Annotated in this window: 7 protein-coding genes; 1 reads left to right on the top strand and 6 read right to left on the bottom strand. The window is 69.7% G+C overall.

Going from position 1 to position 17715, the window contains the following annotated elements; genetic code table 11:
• Nucleotides 1-44 precede the first annotated feature (44 nt).
• The 4 genes from ACFHWU_RS14355 to murD all read right to left on the bottom strand — a co-directional run bounded on the left by ACFHWU_RS14355 (nt 45) and on the right by murD (nt 4662).
• On the bottom strand, nt 45-1547 hold the full coding sequence (locus ACFHWU_RS14355; RefSeq protein ID WP_416554969.1) for a CoA-acylating methylmalonate-semialdehyde dehydrogenase: 1503 nt from the start codon (nt 1545-1547) through the stop codon (nt 45-47).
• Nucleotides 1544-2875 (bottom strand): aspartate aminotransferase family protein, encoded by a 1332-nt coding sequence (locus ACFHWU_RS14350; protein ID WP_416554967.1) that lies wholly within the window; start codon nt 2873-2875, stop codon nt 1544-1546. The genes ACFHWU_RS14355 and ACFHWU_RS14350 overlap by 4 nt, the downstream gene beginning before the upstream one ends.
• Before the next feature lie 143 nt (nt 2876-3018).
• On the bottom strand, nt 3019-3258 hold the full coding sequence (locus ACFHWU_RS14345; protein WP_416554965.1) for a hypothetical protein: 240 nt from the start codon (nt 3256-3258) through the stop codon (nt 3019-3021).
• Nucleotides 3259-3264: 6 nt separating this feature from the next.
• Nucleotides 3265-4662, bottom strand: a complete 1398-nt coding sequence (gene murD, locus ACFHWU_RS14340; protein ID WP_416554963.1) for a UDP-N-acetylmuramoyl-L-alanine--D-glutamate ligase — start codon at nt 4660-4662, stop codon at nt 3265-3267.
• Nucleotides 4663-4762: 100 nt separating this feature from the next.
• Between murD and ACFHWU_RS14335 the strand changes: the two genes are divergently transcribed.
• On the top strand, nt 4763-6121 hold the full coding sequence (locus ACFHWU_RS14335; RefSeq protein WP_416554961.1) for a hypothetical protein: 1359 nt from the start codon (nt 4763-4765) through the stop codon (nt 6119-6121).
• A gap of 33 nt (nt 6122-6154) precedes the next feature.
• Here the strand turns inward: ACFHWU_RS14335 and ACFHWU_RS14330 are convergent, their stop codons facing one another.
• Both ACFHWU_RS14330 and ACFHWU_RS14325 read right to left on the bottom strand, forming a co-directional pair.
• Nucleotides 6155-6457, bottom strand: coding sequence for a hypothetical protein (locus ACFHWU_RS14330; protein WP_416554960.1), 303 nt, complete (start codon nt 6455-6457; stop codon nt 6155-6157).
• 10 nt (nt 6458-6467) lie between these two features.
• Nucleotides 6468-17606, bottom strand: a complete 11139-nt coding sequence (locus ACFHWU_RS14325) for a LamG-like jellyroll fold domain-containing protein (RefSeq protein WP_416590771.1) — start codon at nt 17604-17606, stop codon at nt 6468-6470.
• Nucleotides 17607-17715 lie beyond the last annotated feature (109 nt).

The raw sequence follows: 17715 nt of genomic DNA, 5'->3' as shown, positions 1-17715 counted from the left end.
GGTCCAAGATACCGTGGCTCCGGATGACTCACCGAAGGGACCGGTCAGGTCTGGGTGGGAAAGCCGAGGTTGACGCCGCCGTGGCGGGGGTCGAGCCAGCGGCTGGTCACCACCTTGCCCCGGGTGAAGAAGTGCACCCCGTCACGGCCGTGGGCGTGGCTGTCGCCGAACAGCGACGCCTTCCAGCCGCCGAACGAGTAGTACGCCATCGGCACCGGGATCGGCACGTTTATGCCGACCATGCCGACCTCGACCTCGTGTTGGAAGCGCCGGGCGGCGCCGCCGTCGTTGGTGAAGATCGCCGTACCGTTGCCGTAGGGGTTGGCGTTGACCAGCTCCAACGCGGCGTCGTACGAGTCGACCCGCAGCACCGACAGCACCGGGCCGAAGATCTCGTCGGTGTAGACCGACATCTGCGGGGTCACCTGGTCCAGCAGGGTCGGGCCGAGCCAGAAGCCGGCGGCGTCGCCGTCGGCCGACACGCCCCGGCCGTCGACGACGACCTTGGCGCCGTCGGCGGCACCGGCGGCCACGTAGCCGGCGACCCGGTCCCGATGTGCGGCGGTGATCAGCGGGCCCATGTCGCAGCCGGGCCGGCGGCCGTCACCGGTGCGGATCCTGCCGAGCCGTTCGACGATCCGGGCGACCAGGTCGTCGCCGACCGGTTCCACCGCCACCAGGGCGGAGATCGCCATGCACCGCTCCCCCGCCGAGCCGAACCCGGCGTTGACCGCCGCGTCGGCGGCCAGGTCGAGGTCGGCGTCGGGCAGCACCACCATGTGGTTCTTCGCCCCGCCGAGAGCCTGGACGCGTTTGCCGGCGGCGGTGCCTCGCTGGTAGACGTGCCGGGCCACCGGGGTGGAGCCGACGAACGACACCGCCCGTACGCCCGGATGGTCCAGCAGTGCGTCGACAGCCTCACGGTCGCCGTGCACCACGTTGCAGACCCCGGGCGGCAGGCCGGCTTCGGTGAACCATTGCGCGAGCAGCACCGCCGCCGACGGGTCCTTCTCGGACGGTTTGATCACGACAGCGTTGCCGCATGCGACGGCGATCGGCACGAACCACAGCGGCACCATCGCCGGAAAGTTGAACGGTGAGATGACCGCGACGACGCCGAGCGGCTGGCGCAGGCTGTACGAGTCGACCTCGGTGGAGACGTTCTCGCTGAAGCTGCCGGTGAGCAGCGCGGGAATCCCACAGGCGTACTCGACGACCTCCAGGCCGCGTTGCACCTCGCCGGCGGCGTCGGCGAGGACCTTGCCGTGTTCGGCGGTGATCGCGGCAGCGAGTTCGTCGCGCCGGGCGTTGATGATCTCCCGGAAGGCGAACAGCACGTTGGCCCGCCGGGACAGCGACACGTCGCGCCAGTCGCGGGCGGCCCGCGCCGCGACCTGCACGACGGCGTCGACCTGCGCGGCGCTGGCGAACCCGACGGTGGCGGCGACCTGCCCGGTCGCCGGGTCGAACACGTCACCGTGGCGACCGTCGCCGCCGGCTGCCAATGTGGTACGGGTGCCGTCGACGAAATGCGGGATCCGGGTCATGCCGCAGCTCCTTCCACAGCGGCCGACACGGAGACGGCGCCGGACACCGACGCGATCGCGTCGACCAGGATCGCCAGGCCTTCGCGGGCCTCGTCGTCGGTGAGCGTCAACGGTGGGCCCATCCGCAGCACGTTGCCGTACAGGCCGCCCTTGCCGACCAGCAGCCCGCCGGCCCGGCAGGCCTCGAACACGGCGGTGGTCGCGGCCGGGTCCGGGTCGTGGGTGCCGGGCCGGACGAACTCGACGGCCAGCATCAGGCCCTTGCCGCGCACCTCACCGACGATCGGGTGCCGAGCCGCCGCCTCGACCAGTCCGGTGCGTAGCAGCTCGCCGGTGCGGGCGGCGTTGGCCTGCAGGTCGTGGTCGCGCAGATAGTCGAGCACGGCGACGCCGGCCGCCGTGCTGACCGGGTTGCCACCGAACGTGGAGAACGAGATCGCCGGTACGCAGTTGAGCACGTCGGCGCGGCCGACGACGCCGGCCAGGGCGAAGCCGTTACCGATGCCCTTGGCGAAGGTCAGCAGGTCCGGCACGACACCGTGCGCCTGGTAGCCCCAGAAATGATCGCCGGTACGCCCCCAGCCGGTCTGCACCTCGTCGGAGATCAGCAGGATGCCGGACTCGTCGAGGACCTTCTTCCACGCGCCGAGCAGCCCGTCGGGGCCGTGCACGAAGCCGCCGACGCCCTGGATCGGCTCGGCGATCAGGCAGGCGACGTCACCGGCGGTCTGGGTGGCGAGGACCTCGCGCAGGTCCTCGACGGCGGCGTCGAGCTGGGCGTCGGGGCCGAGCCGGGCCAGCAGGCCGCGCAGCCGGTCACCGGAGTGCAGCCAGGCCACCTGCAGCGGGTTGAGGGCGCTCGCCGACCAGCTGCGGTGCCCGGTGATGCCCATCGTGGCGTACGACCGGCCGTGGTAGCTGTTGCGGACGGCGAGGATCTGGTGTGAGCGGCGGTAGTTGGTGGCAGCCAGCAGCGCCGCCTCGTTGGCTTCGGTGCCGGAGTTGGTGAAGAAGACCCGGGCGTCGGCGATGCCGGACAGCGCGGCGATCCGTTCGGCCAGCTCCACCTGGTAACGGATCAGGTAGAGGGTGGAGGTGTGCACCACGCCGGTGCCGAGCTGACGCTGTACCGCTTCGCGGATCTCCGGGATGTCGTAGCCGATCATGTTGGTCAGCACGCCGCCGAAGAAGTCCAGGTAGCTACGGCCGTCGGCGGCGGTGACCCGCCGTCCGGAGCCGGCGACGATCTCCAGTGGTTCGGCGTAGTAGAGCGGCATCCAGTCGGGCATCACGGCCCGGTGCCGGGCCAGCAGGTCGTCGGAGGTCATCTGCGGCGCCACCCTTCCCCGGGAGAGTCGGTGCATGCACCTTCCCACCGGGGAACGGGCATCGGCAACTGCCAGCCTGTAGTGGCCGACCCGGCTCGACCTGACAGTCCGTCCCTGGGCTGGTTTGCGGCCTGCGGCTCGCCTCAGTCGTTCGAGGCGCTCGCCCCCGCATCTGCCTCTACTTCCGCCTCCGCGCCGCTGGAGCGTTGCCGCGCCGAGCGCACCCACAACCACACACCGGTCAGGCCACTCGTCACGGCCGCGACGGCGACCACGGCCTCCACCGCCAACGGGAAGTCGCTGAACGGGGACATCCGCTGCATCACCAGCCCGGCGAAGGCGACGGCGAACAACAGACAGGCGATCATCCGGTCACGAATCATGCCGTCCTATATAGCACCGGTGCCCCGTGCCGCCGTTGCCGGCACTGCGGAGTTGCCGGGTGCGGTGTCGCGGACGGCTGCGGTGAAGACCTCGGAGCGGTGTTCGAAGTTGCGGAAGTGCCCGTAGCTGGGGGCGGCCGGGGACAGCAGCACCACGCCACCAGCCGGGGTCAGTTCGCGGGCCAGCCGGACCGCCGCCGGGACGTCGTCGGCGAGGGCGGTGTGTACGCCGGGCAGCCCGGCCAGGGTGTCGACGATCCGGGGGCCGCTGTCCGGCACACCGATCACCGTCAGCTCAAGGTCGGCGACGTGCTCACGCAGCGGTGTGTAGTCGAGTCCCCGGTCGGTGCCGCCGACGATGACGGTCAGCGGACGGCCGACGTACGCGTCGATCGCGTGCATCGCCGAGTACGGGCTGGTGGAGATGCTGTCGTCGACGAAGGTCAACCCGGACGGGTCGGCGATCTCGGCGAGCCGGTGCGGCAGGCCGGCGAAGCCGCTCACGGCCTCGGCGATGGCGTCGCGTTGCGCGACGCAGTCGACGCCGAGCGCGTCGAGTACGGCGAGCGCGACGCAGAGGTTGCCTTCGTTGTGCCGGCCGGCCAGCGGCAGCACCGCCCGGGCGAACAGCGGCTCGCCGGCCCGGTGTAGGTACGGCCGACCGTCCGGCCCGGGTGCCAGGTGGTAGGAATCCGGTAGGCCGACGGTGACGGCGTCACCAAGCCGGGCGGCGGCACCGAGACGCTCGACCAACCTCGGGTCCGTACCGTTGAAAATAACCTTTTCCGGTCCGTACGCGATCAGGTTGAGCTTGTCGGCGTAGTAGCGTTCCTCGCCGCCGTGCGAGTCAAGGTGTTCCGGAAACAGCGACGTCAGCACGGCGATCCGGGGCGAGTCGGTCAGGTCGCTGCACTGGTACGAGGAGAGTTCCAGCACGTACAGGTCGGCTTCGGGCATGGCCAGCAGCGGCACGCCGATGTTGCCGCCGATGGCGTTCGGCCGGCCGAGCGCGGTCAGCAGATGGCTGATCAGGCTGGACGTGGTGGACTTGCCCTTGCTGCCGGTGACGCCGACGGTGCGGGCGGCGTGGTCGGCCATCCACAGCGCGGTGCCGCCGGTGATCGGCACGCCGCGCCCACGCAACTCGACCACCCACGGGTGGGTCTGCGGCACGCCGGGCGAGCGGACCACCACGTCGGCGGCGGCCAGTCGGGCGAAGCCGTCCTCGCCGGTGTGCAGCGGCGCGAGGTCGGCGTCCCAGTCCGGCGGGGCGGCGGTCGCGCTGTCGTCGACGGCGACCAGGGCGGCCGGGGCCTGGGCGGCGATCGCGGTCACCGCGGCCCGTCCCTCGCGGCCGGTTCCCCACACCGCGACGGATCGGCCACGCAGGTCAGCCAGGCGCACCGGTTCATCTCCTCCAACGGCCAGCATGTCATCGGGCGCCGGATCATGGGCGCGAACCGGGACTAGTATGTCTGGTCGGTGATCAGTGGAGGAGGCACGGGTGACCCGCGACGAATTGCGACGCTGCACCGCGTTCACCTTTCCTACGCTGGAGTTCGATCCGGTGACCGGGGTGGCCGAGCTGGGCTATGCGCTCACCGGCGGTGACGGCGGTGAGCTGACCTTCGTCGAGCGGATCACCTTCCCGATGCCGCAGGATGCCACCCCGCCGCCGACCGGGCCCGGGTCGACGTTCCGTCGGGTGCTGGAGCTGCTGCACCTGGTCGCCGGGGTCAGCTACTACAAGGCGGCGGCCCCGCCTGCGCTGGTGGCGCCGGCACCGCTGGGGCCCGAGGCGGTCGCGCTGGTCACCGCCGCCTACACCAAGGGCCTGGCCGAGTACGCGTACCGCAACGAGCTGCCGCACGTGCTCGACCTCACCCCGGTGCTGCCGGACGGATCGCCGGCACCGCCGGAGCCGGTGGACACCGCCGACCGGCGGCCGTTGTCGGCGGTCGGCGGCGGCAAGGACTCGATCGTGTCGTTGGAGGCGCTGCGCCGGGCCGGCTTCGACCCGGTGCCGTTCTCGGTCAACCCGAATCCGGTGATCGTGGCGGTCAACGCGGCGTCCGGGCTGACCGCGCTGGCCGCCCGCCGGGCGTTGGACCCACGGTTGTTCAACCTCAACGCGTCCGGGGCGTACAACGGGCACATCCCGGTGACCGCGATCAACTCGCTGATCGCGGTCGGTACGGCGGTGCTGCACGGCCTCGGCCCGGTGGTGATGTCCAACGAACGGTCCGCCTCCGATCCGAACCTGATCTGGAACGGGCACGAGATCAACCATCAGTGGTCCAAGGGTGTCGAGGCCGAAGGGCTGCTGCGCGACGCGCTACGCGGCCATGCCGGGCTGACCGAGCCGTACTTTTCGCTGCTGCGGACCCTGTCCGAGCTGCACATCGCCAAGCTGTACGCGGCGTCGACCGGCTACGACCCGGTGGTGACCAGCTGCAATGCCGCGTTCAAGTTGCGTGACCGCAGCGAACGCTGGTGTGGGGCGTGCCCGAAGTGCCGGTTCGTGTTCCTGGCGTTCGCGCCGTTCATGCAGCGGGACCGGCTGGTCGGCATCTTCGGGGTGGATCTGCTGGCCGACCCGGCGCAGTCGGCCGGTTTCCGGAAGTTGCTCGGCGTCGACGGGCACAAGCCGTTCGAGTGTGTCGGTGAGGTCGAGGAGTCACTGGTGGCGTTGCGGATGCTCGCCGAGTCGCCGCAGTGGCGCGACGCGCCGCTGGTGGCCGAGCTGATGGCGGCGGTGCCGGAACAGGCCTGGCCGGCGGTCGGTTCGTCCGACGTACTGCTGCCCGGCGGTCCGCACCACGTGCCGGCGGCGTACGCGAAGGTCCTCACCGCGTTGGGCTGAGACCCGCCACCGCCGGCACACCACACCCCGGGTTCAGGTTTCGGTCGTCCAGTGGCCGGACTGCCGGGAGGGCGCCGGCCGGGCAACCCAGTCTGACCGGTCGGCGTCGTCGCTCCAGTCCGGCACCTCGCCGAAGTAGATGATCATCGCCCAGTAGTGCCGGTCCTCGTGCAGGACGATCTCGTCGTCACCGGAGAAGTCCTGCCCGTGCCACTGCTCGTTGATCCGGGCGACGGCTTCGGCACGCGAGATGCCGAACAGCTCGACCATCTCGGCCGCTGTCGCGTCCAGCAACTCCCGGACCTCGACCGACAGGTCCATCTGATAGACGTCCATGATCATTCTCCTAGGGCTGCAGGGCGTCGGTGAGCACCCGGCCGGCGTTCCTGCCGTAGAAGACGACCTGGTTGCCGGACCAGCGGGGCGGAGCCCCCAACCTCAGGAATCCATCGACGTTCATGAGCATCGGACCCTCGACCACATCGTAGTTGTTGGACAGGTTTCCGCCGGCACCGGTGCGGTAGCGGCGCACGGTGTTGGTCAGGTCCCGGCCGCCGCGCCGGTTGAACGTCTTTGTGAACATGGCGTTGAGTTTCGCGGTCGGCACCCTGAAGTGAAGAACCACCCCGTCCCCGCCGAATCGCTTGCTGGCCCATTTCTGTGCCTGCTGCTGCGAACGGGTGGTGTAGAAACCCTTGCCGAAGTCCATTCTCGACCGGCTGGAGAAGCTCGGGTCCACGCCGTTGTTCCGGATGTTGTCCGCCGCCTGCCGGCTGGTGCCGTGGTACAGGTCCGTGTAGCCGTCGCAGTTGTGCACCAGCACCGGCCGGTCGGCTGCCACCACATAGTAGGTGTGGTCGCCGTCGACGGTGAGGTCGTTCATCCATTTCAGGCCGGTCCAGACCCGGACCGCCGCGACCTGCTGGGTGGTTTCGCCGTCCGGGCTGCGCAGCCGATCACCGGGTCGCAGGTCTTCGGCGTCGGTCCACCGCCCGGTGGTGGCGTTCCAGAACGGGTGGTGCGCGGTCGTCTCGACGACCGTGCTCTCACCGGTGACGGTGTCGGTGACCGTGACGTCGGTCAACTCCCGGTCGGCGTGGTGGTGCAGCAGCCGCACCGGCCGAGTGGAGCTTTGCCCCGTCTGCGGGTCGGTGGCCAGCACCTCGTCGCCGAGTTCGACCTCGCCGATCGGCTTGGTGGTGCCGTCGGCCATCCGTACCCGGGTGCCGGGGGCGAAACTGTGCCGCACGCAGCTGGCAGCCCCGTCGGCCCGGCTCCCGCCGGCGCGGACGGCGTCGTCGGCACGTTCGGCGGCTTCCCGGGTGGACCGGCTGGAGCCGCGCGACACCGCCCGGGACGCGTCGTCGGCCTTGCTGCTGACCGCCCGGCTGAACGACCGGGCCCCGGCGGCGGCCTTCGCACCGACACGGGCGCCGGCCTTGCCGACGCTCGTGCCGGCGACCTTCTTCACGCCGGTGGAGGCGGCCTTGCTCAACGCCTTGCCGGCGACCGGGCCCATCATCGGCAGGGCGGCACCGAGACCACCGGCCAGGCCGCCGATCACCGCGTCCTGCAGCAGATCCATGCCGGTCTTGCCCTGCATCCCACCGGTGACCAGGGCACCGGTGATGCCACCGACCATGCCGCAGGCGACCATGCCGACCCCGGTCCAGCCGATCGCGACCAGGCAGCTGGCCTCGACGACCATGCCGACGATCGCGCCGACGATCTCGGCCTTGTGTTCGACGATCCAGTCCCGGGCTGTACGGGCCCACTGGCCCACCTGTTCGGCGGCTACTTTCAGCGCCTCACCGGCCTTGATCAGATCCTGATAGCTCTGCTCCACCGTCTGCCTGATGGCGTTGGCCGCCTCGACGAGCTCTTCCTGCGTCCACGTGGTGGCCGCCGCCAGGCCGTCGCCGACCCAGTCGAGAAAGTCGGTAAAGTCGTCCCACGCGTCGCCGGCCCAGTCGACGGCGTCGTCCCACCTGTCGCCGGCCCAGTCGGTGAAGTCGTCCCACGACCTCGCAAACCGTTCTCCGAAGTGGCCGGTGGGGTCGACCACGGTCAACGGGTTGCCGTCGCCGTACTGGTACCGGTTCGCCCGGATCGGGTCCGGTACCGCACTGACAGTCAGGCTGTCGCGGGCACCGAACTGTGCGGTCGCCGGGTCGTACCAGCGGGCATGCATGTTGACCTGCCCACTACGCACGTCGGTCCACTCCGACTGGTAACCGAGGTCACCGAGCATGCCGCTGTCCGCGGTCACCTCGCCCAACGGCGAATAGGTGCGGCTGCCGGTCACCGTCGCCCCGGCCGGGTTCAACTGGGCGACCACGTCACCGTGCAGATCCGTCCACACCAACCGGCGCGTGTTGTTGTGCCGCGCCCCGACCACCCCACCGCCCGGATCCCGGGTGAAGAACGCGTTGGAACTGTCCCGGGCGAGGTGGTTACCGAGACCGGTGTACTCCCAACCGTCCCGGAACGCCCGACCCAAGCCGTCGTAGTCGAACACCCGGGCGTTGCCACCGGCCGGGGTGTGCTCCACCACCTGGTCGAACGCGTCCGACACCGTCCTCGCCGCACCGGCCGCGCTGCGGGTGCCCCGCGCCGTGTACTGGTAGCCGACACCGGTACTGTCCGAAACGAGGCGGTTACGGGCGTCGTAGACGTAGTCGATGTCGCCGACCCCGGTCCGGTTCCCCGCCTTGTCGTAGCGGTAACCGACCGTCGTGTTCCCGTCGTCCCACGACGTCAACCGGTCCGCCAGATCGTAGGTGTACGTGTTGACCGTCGTGGACGAGCCACGGGTCACGGTCTTACTGGTCTCGTTACCATTCGCGTCCCAGCCGTAGCTGATCGACGCGATCTTCGACCCATCCGACGACACCAACCGGTCGCTGGTCAACCGATGCAGATCGTCGTAGGCGAACACCCGCCGGTTCCCCGACGTGCCGAACGTCATCGACGACACCGCCGACATCACGTCATACGTGTAGCGGATTGCGGTCCCCATGTCGGCGTTGTCCACCGACGCCAACCGGCCCGCACCGTCATACCCGTACTGGGTCAACCCGGCCGCGTCGTCCCGCCAGGCCATCAACCCGTCCGCCGTGTACCTGAACGACGCGTTCCCCGACGGACCGGTCACCGACAACGGCAGGCCGCGGTCGTCGTACACGACCTGATTGCTGCCACCCGGCGCCGAGAACTCCACGAGCCGGCCCGCCGCGTCGTAGCCGTACGTCCGGTCCTGCGTCGCGGCCTCCGCACCGGAGCCGGACTGACGCACCAGCCGACCGGCGTCGTCGTAGACCAGGGTCCGCGCCACCCCACCGGGCACCCGCTGCGACACCGGCTGCCCGGCCGCATCGTAAACCGTGGTGAACGTCCGGTCCGCCGCGTCCGGGTACGCCGCCGTGGCCGGCTCGATCCGCGACTGCGGCAACCCCCACACGGTGTACGTGGTCCGGAACGCCCGCCCCTCCCCGTCGGTGAACCGGGTCGGATTCCCCGCCAGGTCATACCCGAACGACGACTCGATCGTTGTCGTCGCATCCACCGGCTCGGACTGCGTCCGCAACAACCCCGTCGCGTCGTAGCCGAACCGCGTCACCGTGCCGCGTGCGTCCGTCGCCGACACCACATTGCCCGCCGCGTCATACGACCAGGCCGCCGTCGCCAACGCCGCCCCACCGGCCGCCCGGTACGCCGCCGACGACACCGGCCGCGACAACATGTCATAACCCGTCGTCGTGTACGTACCGTCCGGATTGATTTCCTTAACCGGCCGACCCAGGCCGTCGTGGACGACACCGCGGGTCTGCCCCGCGCCGTCGACCACAACTGTCAGCTCACCGGCCGCGTTGTAGCCGTACCCGGTGGTCACCCCCGCCGGCGACCGCACCGACGACAACCGCCCGGCGACGTCGTAGCCCATCGTCGTGGTGTGCACCTGACCGGTCTGCCGCACCGCCTCACTCACACTCGTGACCCGACCCAGGAAGTCGTAGCCACTACCGGCCACCGCACCCGTCGGATCCGTCGTCGCCAGCAGGTTGCCCGCCAGGTCGTAGCGCGCCGTCGTCGTGCCGTCGTCCGGCGCCACCTGGGTCACCAACCGACCCAACTGGTCGTAGTCGAACTCCGTGACCCGGCCCAACGGATCGGTCTGCGACACCACCTGACCGAGGCTGTCGTACACCGCCGACGCCACCGGCGTCACCGACGACGACTCACCCGGCGGCGTGTACGCCGGCAACCGGACCTCCACCGGCCGACCCACCCGGTCCACCCCGTACGTCGTCACCGCCCCGTTCGGATCCGACTCCGCAACCACCTCACCGAACGTGTTGTAACCAACCCGCTCCACCGGCCGGGCCGTCACCACCGGACCATCCAACTCACCGGTTTCCGACTGCACCGCCGGACCCGTCGTCACCACCGGACGATCCGCCTCGTCGTACTCCACGAACGTGGCGTGACCCAACGGATCAATCACCGACGTCGCCAGACCAGCGTTGTCGACCACGTAACTGGTCCGCGACACCCCCGCGTCCGCCGGAGGCACCGCACCCGCCATCACCCCGGCGGCCCAGTCATCGTCGCCCGGCACCCCCTGATACACCTGCAGATCAGAGATCGCCCCCTCGAGGCCCGAGCCGATCCGCACCCCGCCGGCCGCCACGCTGTGGAAGCTGCTGCCGGTGAAGTCGTCGACTTTCTCGCCGTCGAGGAACACGATCCACCGGCCAGCCTGCGGGTCCACGCCCACCGCCAGGTGCTGCCACTCGCCCGCCTGCATCGAGCCCTGCCCGAAGGTGCGACGGCGGTGTAGTACGCCGCCGCCTTTGAACACGAGTTGCTCGGTCGCCAGCGCCCGCCACGCGTCGACGGTGTGGTCGTAGTGGAGTGCGAACGCGGGTGCGCCCCGCTCGGCCACGTTCGTCCGGGCGAGGCCCGGCATCGCCAGTACCGAGGCGGAGTATCGCAGATCGTCCAATCGCACCCAGGCAGCGACCGTGTACGGCCGGGTGGTGTCCACCACCGGCGCATCGGTGACGATTTGCGACGACGATCCATTGAACGACGCGACCCGACCCCGCTCGGGATCCGACGCCCAGACCACGTCCGTGGCCGTACCCGGACTGTTCCCCGCCGAGTCGACCGCCGTCGTCCCACCCGTCTCGGCCAACCGCCACCGCGCCACCGGCGTCACCGACCGGTCCGCCGACAGGTAGCCCGTCTGCGACACCGGCCGGCCCAACACGTCGTAGGCGTAGTCGACGACCGACAACGCCTCCCCTGCAGCGTCCCGATCCACCCGCGACAACACCTCGTCGGTCCGGGACAGCGTCACCTCGGTCACCCGATCCAGGCCGCCCGGATCCAGCACGCTGCGCACCTGCCGGCCCGCCGCGTCGTAGGCGTACGCCGTCACCGTCGCACCGTTGTCAGTGACCTGCTCGACCAGGTTCCCCGCCTCGTCGTAGCCGTTGCTCTCCAGCAGGAACGACGAGCTGTCACCGTCTGAGCGGGTCACCGTCGCGGTCCGCCCGTCATCGGTATACGTGTACCGCGTCACATAGCCCATCGCGTCCGTGGTCGACGCCAACCGACCCGCCGGGTCGTACACATTCGACTCCACCACCAGATCCACCGGATCCGTCGGATCATTCGGATTCCCGGTGAATCCCTTCACCGTCCGCGACAGCAGATTGCCGTTGACGTCCACCTCGTAGGCGTTCACCACCCCATCCGGATCGGTCTGCTCCGCCAGGTGCCCGTACACGTCATAGCCGTAGCTGGTCACCGCCCCCTCGGCGGCCACCGACGCCGACCGACGCCCACCCTCGTCGTACGACCAGGTACTGACCCGGGCCACATCCCCACCGGACGCGTCACTGACCCGCTCCTCCGCCAGGAACCCGTCCACGCTGTACGAGTAACGCGTCACCGCCCGATGCACCGCACCGGTCACCCGGTCCGTCACCGCCGGACCCGTCCGCGTCACCACCCGACCCACCGAGTCGTACGTGTACGACGTCGTCCGCCCCTGCGGATACGACGACGTCACCACCGTCTCCGTCAACGTCCGACCCAACCCGTCGTACGTGAACGTCGTCTCCGCAGTCGCCGCGTCCGACACCCACGCCACGTCACCCGCCGAGGTGTACCTGATCGTCTGCCATCCCTTCGACGCATCCAGCACATGCCACGGCAGACCGGCCGGGGCGGACCCACCGTCGACCGCGGGCACCTCCGTACCGTCGGTGTATTCGATCTCCGTCTTCCGGCCGAGCGGGTCCCGCACGGTGTGCAGGTTGCCGGAGTTGTCGTAGCCGTAGGTCGTCAGGTAGGTGTCGTCCTGCGCACTCTGCGAGCCCGGCCCCCGCACGTGGGTCAGGCGGTCGCTCCTCGGGTGCGTCGGGTCGCTGCTGTAGAAGGTGTAGGTGTAGTAGCTGCTGGAGCACTTGTCGGCGGCCTGGTCCTGGCAGGTCACCTCCTGGACCGTGTTGCCCCGCTCGTCCTGCACCGACCGGGTCACGTTTCCGTTCGGGTCGTACACCAGACTCGTGAACCCACCCGTGTCATAGCCGTACAACGTCGTCTGACCCAACGCGTCGGTCTGCGACACCTTCCGCCCCGACACCAGATCGTAGGAGTACGACACCTCGTTACCGCCCGGGTCGGTCACCGACACGATCTTCACCGGATTCGACACCGTCGTCGTCTGCGCGTGCTCCGCTGCCGCGTCGACATGCACCGCACCCGGCGGCAACACCTCGTCCGGCAACCCACCCGCCGCCGTCTCCGACAACCGGACTGCGGCAGCCCCGTCGCCCGCCGCCGTCACCACCAACGGCACGGTCCGACCCACCGACTGGTAGTGCAACGCCACCTCGTCCGCGCTCAACGCCCGGTCATAGAGCGCGACCTCCGCCAACGCACCCGCGTAGTACGCCGTCGAGTCCGAGGGCAGCCCCGACCAACCGTTCCCCGTGTACCCCGCACCCAGATATCCGTGACTGAGCCTTTCGACCCCGCCAGCCAGGGAGCCGGTGCTGGACTGCACCCGTACGCCGTCGAGGTACAACGCCTGGACGGTGTCGTTGCCGGCGGCGGTCTTGGTGAGCACCGCGTGGTGCCACTTGCCGTCGTTGACCGGCGCCGCCGAGACCAACGCCAACGCCCACCACTGATTGGCCTGGTCGTTGCAGTTACGGATCGCCAACTGGGTGCCGTCCGTGGTCGACGAGCCCGGCACCTCCAGACACCGGCCCGCCCCCGAGTTGCGCCAACCGTTCCCGGACGTTCCCCACTTCTGGTTCGCGCTGCTCGAACAGGTCTGCGCCTGGACCAGGGTGCCGTTGCCGGTCGCCTGACCTGCCAGGCCCAGACACCTGTCACCCCGACGCAACTGCCGGCTGCTGCCGACGTAACGCCAGCTCTGCGCCGTCGCACCGTCGCAGGTGGCCAGTTGCACCCTCGTGCCGTCGGCCGCCAACTCGGCGCACTTGCCGGCGAGCCCCGACGTCAACGGCCCGGTCGGATCCACCGACGCGGACAGCCCCCGCAGCCGGCCATCGGAGTCGATCCACAACACCGGCGATCCCACCGACGGCGTCCCGTCCACCGCCGCGTCCTGCACCCCCGCCAGCACATCGCCGGTACCGGTGGTCCTGAACCAGAGCTCCTGGGACCGCGTCCCGGCCGGTGCCAATCGCTCCCCCGGCACCGACACCAGCGACGCTGACCCGTCGAACGACACCGCCGTGCCGTCGGCGAACGGACCCGCCACTCCCAACGTCACCGAATTGAACGTCGCGGCCGTCTGCCAGGTCTCGTTGACCGCCTGAACCCCGGCCGCATCCCGCAACCGCCAGTAGTCCGTCGGCGCCGACCCCAGCACCGCCGCCGCGTACACCCCGCTCGTTCCCGCCACCCTCGGCGTCCCCAACGCCCAAGTCCCACCGTTGCTGTCGGTCACCGACGCCAGCTTCCCAGTCACCGAGTCCATCGACAACGACGTCAGCGTCCGCTCCTCGGCGCTGGTCACCTTCGACAACTGCCGGCTCTGACCCCGCGCCGTCGCGTTGATCTCAGTGACCTCGGCCGAGGTCAACGTCCGGTTGAAGAACGCCACATCGGCGATCTGCCCTTGGAAGAAGTTCGCATGCCCGTGGTAGTTCGGCGAACCATGATGCGGCTGGTCCGGCCAGTTCCCGCCGACGAACCCCGCACCCACGTACACATGCTCCGACCCGCCCACGTCGAACATCTCGATCAGGCCGTCGCGACGGACCGCTTGCTGGATGCCGTCCACATACAGCGACTGGCTCGTGCCGGCCCCGGCCAGCACGACGTGATGCCACTGCCCGTCGTCCACCCGACCGGACGACTGCATCGTCGTCGAGTTGCCGTCATAGAACTTCGCGTGCAAGTTCCCACTCGACCCGAGATAGATCGACGGAGTGTAGTTGCGCGACGTCGTCCCGTCCGAGATCGGATCATGCTGGTACGAGAACAACACCCCCGCCCGGGACACCGTCCCCGTCCGGAACCACAGACTGACCGACTGGTACGCGCTGTCGTTGACCAGCCCGCTCGGCAACCGCACCCGCGACGACGTGCCGTTGAACGACGTCGACGTCGACGTCGACCCCGGCCACACCCCCGGCACCCCACCCGCCGACGTACCCTCGTAGAACGCCACATCGGTGCCGCCGTTGTCCAGCGTGCTGCTGGCCGCCAGGGTCGCTCCGGAAGGTTCGTTCAACCGCCAGAACGACGACGGCGCGTGGTTCAGCACCGCGTTCGCCCCCTGGTTGGCGCTGTTACCCCAGGAGTACGTGGTGCACGACGCCGTCGGCGGACACACCTTCGTCAACCGGTCATGGTTGCCGTACGTGTACGTCCACACGTAGCCACTGCCACCGGCGGTCGGCGCGTCCGTCGTAACCTTCGTCACATGCGACCCGGCCGACGGACTCGCCGTCCCCGCCCACGTCAGCGTCAGCGACCGCCCCGACGCGCTAATCAACTCCGACACCAGCCCACTGCCGTTGTACGTCAACGTCAAGGTCTGGTCGTTGGCGTCCGTCACCGACGTGACCTTGAACGCGCCACCCCCGGCCGCGCGGGAGAACACGTACGTCGTCCCGTGTTTGACGGTCAACCGGTACCCGGTTACCGACGAACCGGACTTCACCGCGGTCAACACCTCGTACCGACCCGGCGGCGGCACGAACGACCCGTTCAACGTCGGCCCGAACACCGCCTCCGACCCGTCCGGATACCGCACCACCGCACCCAGCACCGCACCCGCCGAGTTGGTCCGCTCGGTCACCCGCGCGTCCAACAGACTCGACCAGCCCTGCCCGAACGCCCCCGACCGCCGGGTGTCCAACGTGTTGTACGACCGGGTGATCTCCAACGCCGGCCCCACCCCCGCCACCTGCGCGTCCGTCACCGCCGACGTGTAGTTGCCGATCTCCGGGTGGTAACCCACCCCCGGGTTCTGCACCAACCGGGATCCCAACGCCGGCTGCGGCACCCGCGTGTAGAACACGTACTTCGGATACCGGGCGCCGTAGACAGCCCCGTCATACGGCTGCACCGCCCACGAGTACTGCTTGTTCGTCTCCAACAACCCGACCGGGACGTCGTAGTACGACTTGGTGCCCTCGTTGACGTGGATGAGGGTCCCGGTGCTGTCGTAGATCCAGACCTTGTAGCGCACAGTGCCGGACTCGTCGAAATCGCGGCCCCGCACGTACAACCGGGGCGTCAACGTCGACACCACCGCACCGTGGGTCGGTGCCCGCTGGTCCACCTGCGGCGGCAGGTTGTTCGACAAGGTCAGCTGCAACCGCGGCGCGTAGTCACCGCCGGCATAGTTGGCCGAAGCGAACAACGCCGCTGCCGCCTCAGACCGGTGTTCCTCGTCCAACAACGCCAGACCGAGATTGGGCTGACCGAGCGCCCAGCCCGAAATCAGGTCCCGGACGTCGATCTCGACCCACTGGCCGACGGACGGATTCGGGTTCGGGTTCTCACATGCCCGCCCGTTGTCGGTGTAGTACCGGTAGTGACCCGGCCCCAGGTCGATCTTCGGCCCCGGGTGGGCGGCGGTGCGCAGATCTCCGACGCTCCATTCCTCCTCGACCAGCCCGACCTTGATCCGTTGGACGTCACACCTCGCCCGGTAGTTCAGGTACAGCCGCAGGTTCGCCGAGGAGATGAACCAGCCCGACCTCGCAAGCTCCGATGGGATGGTGAACTTGAGAAACGTCCGGGACAGGACGCCGTCCTGGTTGCCGATCGCGAGACGGTCACCGTTCTGCACGGCCGGGCCGGTATCCGGATCGGTGTCAACGAACACGTCCCCGATCGTCGAGATCAGCGCGCCCACGTCCGCCCGCACCGGGAACACCCGCGCCGGATCCGTCAACCACTCCCGGTCAGCCACCAGCTTCAGCGCCCGACCGCCTTCGACCTCCACCAGCTCCATCGACACCGCCGGCGACCGCGCCGGCAGCCCCGTCTGCGGATCAACCGACGAATCCCGCATGACAGCTGGCGGGATCGATGCCACCACCGACCCGGCGTCGGCGACCACTTCGACCGACCCATCGTCACCGGAACGGACCGACACCCCGTCCAGCATCAGCGGAAACACCCACTCCGACCCGGCCTGCGGCGAGGCCAGCACCAGCCCCTGCTGCACCCCGTCCGGCCGCGCCACCACCTCCAGGTCGGTGTCCGCGACCACCTCCGGGTACGTGGCCGTCTTGCCGTCGACCGCCGGAGCCACCGCCGCCGCACCAGCCAGACCCCAGCCCACTGACCCATCACCGGGCAGCGACAACTCCACCAACGCCCCACCGGCAGACGTACCGGCCAGCGACACCCCCAGCGAGTTCTCCCTCACCACCCACCGGCCGCCCCGACGCACCAACGTCGAATCCACCGGCCGCCACGAACCATCCGCCGCCTCGTAGTTGACCTGCCCGGTGCTCAACTCCGCCGTCGTCGAACCATCCGCGTTGGCGTACACGTCGGCATTCGGCCCCGACGCCACCGCGTCCCGCACACTCGACTCCGGATCGAACCGGCCCACCGTCACCGGCGTCACCGACTCTCCCACCACCGGCTCCCCGGCATACCCCGACAGACCGTTCACCAACCGCTGCGCCGAACCCGCCCCACCCGACGCCCGCGTCGCCGCCGACCCCACATACCCACCCGAACCGGCACCGTCACCGACCCGCGCCGCCGGCAGCTCCACAGCCGGCCCGCCCCACGGCAACCACCCCGACCGGCCCGTGAACCACGACGACAACCACCCCACCGGGAACTCACCGTCCGCCGGCACCGCACCCGGCGGCACCGACGACGACAACCCCACCAGCGCCGCGACCACCACCGCGACCCCACCAGCCCACCGCCGCCACCGGACGAACGTCCCCGCTGTCCTCAAGCGACGCCGACGGTGAACAGCACGACTCGTAGACATCAGCGGCCACCTCATTCCACACCGGAGCGTTGTCCCTGCGGACCAGGTCACATCATCCATGGGCGGAAATCGC

Origin of the sequence: Micromonospora sp. LOL_015 (assembly GCF_048060275.1) — a bacterium.
Lineage (GTDB): Bacteria > Actinomycetota > Actinomycetes > Mycobacteriales > Micromonosporaceae > Micromonospora_E.
This window is presented reverse-complemented; position numbering and strand designations above follow the sequence as displayed.